Genomic DNA, 3,167 nt, shown 5'->3' on the forward strand with positions numbered 1-3,167 from the left:
CCGCGTAGCGCATCCTGGACAAATGGGTCGATGGCGTGGGCGACGCGCGCCAGGAACTGGTGCTGATCGGTATGGGCATGGACGAGCAGGCGCTGCGCGCACTCCTGGACGAATGCCTGCTGACCGATGCGGAAATGGCCATGGGCCCGCAGGCCTGGACGCAGTGGGACAACCCCTTTCCCGGATGGAACTGATGCCCGGCCGGTACCGAGCCGGCCCTGAGTCGGCCCTGAGCCGAAATTGAACGCTTGCCGCGCCGCCCTCGCGGGCGCGGCCCCTGGAGCCCCGAATGCTTGCACCTCTTCCCGATGTTTCCCTGACCGATCCCGCGCCCAGCCTCAGCCCGCTGCAATGGGTGGGCATGCAGGGCATAGACCTGCCCGTGACCGTGGCCGAGCCCGGCTACTGGCGCGAGCTGCATGCGCGCGCCGATGTGCAGGTCGATCTTCCTGCGGCCCATGTCAAGGGCATACACATGTCCCGGCTGTACCGGCAACTGGACAGCCTGGCCGAGGAATCCGCGCTGTCTGCACTGGCGCTGCGCCATGCGCTGCAGGCCATGATCGACAGCCACCTGGACTGCCAAAGCCGCAGCGCCCGGCTGCGCCTGTCGCTGGACCTGCTGATCCAGCGGCCCGCCCTGGTCACCCACGATCTGTCGGGCTGGAAGTCCTATCCCGTGCGCCTGGACGCCACGCTGGCGCAGGGCGTGTTCCAGCTGCGGCTGCAGGTGGGCGTGGGCTATTCCTCGACCTGCCCCTGCTCGGCGGCACTGTCGCGCCAGTTGCTGGAGCAGGGATTTTTGCAGGCCTTTGCGGGCGAGCCGCTGGTGGAGCCGGACCAGGTGGCTTCCTGGCTGCGCCGGCACGGCACGCTGGCCACGGCACACAGCCAGCGCAGCGAGGCCCAGGTCAGCGTGGACCTGGCCTGTGATGCGCCCGACCTGGGCATCCTGCCCCTGATCGCCCGCGTGGAGCAGGCGCTGGGCACGCCCGTGCAGACCGCCGTCAAGCGCGCCGACGAGCAGGCCTTTGCCGCGCTCAACGGCCGCAACCTGATGTTTGTCGAGGATGCGGCGCGCCGCATACAGGCCGCGCTGGAAGGCAGCTACGCCCAGCCGCGCGTGCATGTGCGCCACATGGAGAGCCTGCATCCGCACGACGCCGTGTCCTGGGCATGACCCGCGAGCCGGCCCCCGTTTGTCTACAACCCAAGGAGTTTTCCATGCAAGTGCTCTCGTCCCTCAAGGAAGCCAAGCTGCGCCATCGAGACTGCCAGGTGGTGCGCCGCCGCGGCCGCATCTACGTCATCTGCAAGAGCAACCCGCGCTTCAAGGCCCGCCAGGGCGGCGCAAAGAACAGGCGCAAGGGATGATCCGCAAGAACCCGCGCGGCGACCTGCCGCGCATCCATGCCAGCGCCTTCGTGGACCCCACGGCCATCCTGTGCGGACTGGTGATCGTGGAGGAGAACGTCTTCATCGGCCCCTATGCGGTGATCCGTGCCGACGAGATGGATGCGGACGGCCACATCGATCCCATCGTGATCGGTGCCCACTCCAACATCCAGGACGGGGTGGTGATCCACTCCAAGTCGGGCGCGCGCGTCAGCGTGGGGCAGCACACCTCGATCGCCCATCGCGCCATCGTCCACGGACCCTGCACCGTGGGCAATGGGGTATTCATCGGCTTCAACAGCGTGCTGTTCAACTGCGTGGTCGATGACGGCTGCGTGGTGCGCTACAACGCCGTGGTCGATGGATGCCACCTGCCGCCAGGCTTTTATGTGCCATCCACCGCGCGCATAGGCCCGGAGACCGACCTGTCCACGCTGGCCCAGGTGCCCGCCGACGCCAGCGATTTCTCCGAGGACGTGGTCCGCACCAACAACGAACTGGTGCGCGGCTACAAGGCCATCCACAATGAGTTCTGACCGGCCGGGAGGGCTGCATGTCCGATTCCGCTGACCTCAAGAACCTGGGGCTGAAGGCCACGCTGGCGCGACTGTGGGTGCTGGACATCTTTCGCCACGGGGCCGACCGGCATCTGGCGGCGGAGGAGGTCTATCGCCAGCTGCATGACCAAGGCCGGGGCACCAGCCTGGCCACGGTCTACCGCGTGCTGGCGCAGCTGGAGCAGGCCGGGCTGCTGCGCCAGCAGCGCTTTGCGGCGGGCAAGGCGGTCTATGAACTCGATGACGGCGAGCACCATGACCACCTGATCTGCACACGCTGCGGCCTGGTGCAGGAGTTCCACGATGCGGTGATCGAGCAGCGCCAGAAGCTGCTGGCGCGCTCGCATGGCTTTGCCATCGTGGAGCACTCCCACATCCTCTACGGGCGCTGCGTCAAGCCCGACTGCGAGCGGCTGGCGGGCCGGCAGGCGCCTACCTCTCCTTGAGGCTGCGCTGCGCACGCTCGCAGATGCGGCGCGTGGCGGGCACGGGCGATTCCTGGAGCCATTGCGCACACAGGGCGCGCACCCAGTCGGGCCGGCTCTTGGCCGCGTCGTTGAGCCAGTTGGCCACCGAGTCCTGCACATAGGGCGAGGCATCGGCGCGCAGCCGCTGCAAAAGGGGCAGGGCGATCTCCGGCTGCTGCTTGAGCGCCGCGATATGGCTGCACCAGACGCCGCGCGGCCGCAGGGCCTCGCTGGCGAAACGGCGCAGGCGGTCGGAGGGCCGCCTTGTCCACCGGGACAACTCGGCCACGGCCTGCGGCAGATCGCTGGCCAGATGCGGGCGCACGCCCATCCACGACCATTCGCGCACGCCGAAATGCGGGTCATCGGCCAGGGGCTGCAGCAGCTCCAGGCGCTGGCTCAGGGTCAGGCCCGGCTGCGCACCGGCCATGAAGCAGGCCCAGCCGCGCACCGTGTCAGATCGATGCGTGAGGCAGCGCTGCCAGCCGGCCTGGCCCAGCGCCTGCCACAGCAGGCCACCAATGCACTCCATGCGCTTGAGAATGCCCAGCTGGCCCAGCGCCTGCGCCGTGTCCTCCAGCTGCGGCCACGCGTCGGGGAAGACGGCCTGCAGCAGCCGGGCCTGGTCCACGGCCAGGCTTTCGGTCAGCGTGGCGGTCTCGATCTCGCCCAGGGACAGGGCCTGCAGCAGTTCGGGAGTGATATCGACCTTGCGGTTGGCGCCCTTGCGCCGGGGGGCGGGACGCGG

At 68.7% G+C, this 3,167-nt stretch carries 5 protein-coding genes and 1 pseudogene; 5 read left to right on the forward strand and 1 reads right to left on the reverse strand.

Annotated elements, in window-relative coordinates:
* Nucleotides 1-20: 20 nt before the first annotated feature.
* The 5 genes and pseudogenes from L995_RS32190 to fur form a co-directional block, all read left to right on the forward strand.
* Nucleotides 21-194 (forward strand): annotated as a pseudogene (locus L995_RS32190) (GTP-binding protein); the annotation flags it as partial.
* Nucleotides 195-289: 95 nt separating this feature from the next.
* Complete coding sequence (gene folE2, locus L995_RS20730) at nt 290-1,180, forward strand: GTP cyclohydrolase FolE2 (protein ID WP_047473409.1); 891 nt, start codon at nt 290-292, stop codon at nt 1,178-1,180.
* Nucleotides 1,181-1,224: 44 nt separating this feature from the next.
* Complete coding sequence (gene ykgO / locus L995_RS20735) at nt 1,225-1,374, forward strand: type B 50S ribosomal protein L36 (RefSeq protein WP_013802515.1); 150 nt, start codon at nt 1,225-1,227, stop codon at nt 1,372-1,374.
* Nucleotides 1,371-1,931, forward strand: coding sequence for a gamma carbonic anhydrase family protein (locus L995_RS20740; protein WP_016445965.1), 561 nt, complete (start codon nt 1,371-1,373; stop codon nt 1,929-1,931). The genes ykgO and L995_RS20740 overlap by 4 nt, the downstream gene beginning before the upstream one ends.
* A gap of 17 nt (nt 1,932-1,948) precedes the next feature.
* Nucleotides 1,949-2,398, forward strand: a complete 450-nt coding sequence (fur, locus tag L995_RS20745) for a ferric iron uptake transcriptional regulator (RefSeq protein WP_047473410.1) — start codon at nt 1,949-1,951, stop codon at nt 2,396-2,398.
* Here the strand turns inward: fur and L995_RS20750 are convergent.
* A partial coding sequence (locus L995_RS20750; protein ID WP_047473411.1) for a DNA alkylation repair protein occupies nt 2,385-3,167 on the reverse strand: 783 nt, incomplete at its 5' end. The genes fur and L995_RS20750 overlap by 14 nt on opposite strands.

The organism is Delftia sp. ZNC0008, assembly GCF_000799035.1.
GTDB lineage: Bacteria > Pseudomonadota > Gammaproteobacteria > Burkholderiales > Burkholderiaceae_C > Comamonas > Comamonas tsuruhatensis.

Bases quoted from the DNA above. Each gene is read 5' to 3' on its own strand.
- folE2 (WP_047473409.1), top strand. From the start codon at position 290: ATGCTTGCACCTCTTCCCGATGTTTCCCTGACCGATCCCGCGCCCAGC.
- ykgO (WP_013802515.1), top strand. From the start codon at position 1,225: ATGCAAGTGCTCTCGTCCCTCAAGGAAGCCAAGCTGCGCCATCGAGAC.
- L995_RS20740 (WP_016445965.1), top strand. From the start codon at position 1,371: ATGATCCGCAAGAACCCGCGCGGCGACCTGCCGCGCATCCATGCCAGC.
- fur (WP_047473410.1), top strand. From the start codon at position 1,949: ATGTCCGATTCCGCTGACCTCAAGAACCTGGGGCTGAAGGCCACGCTG.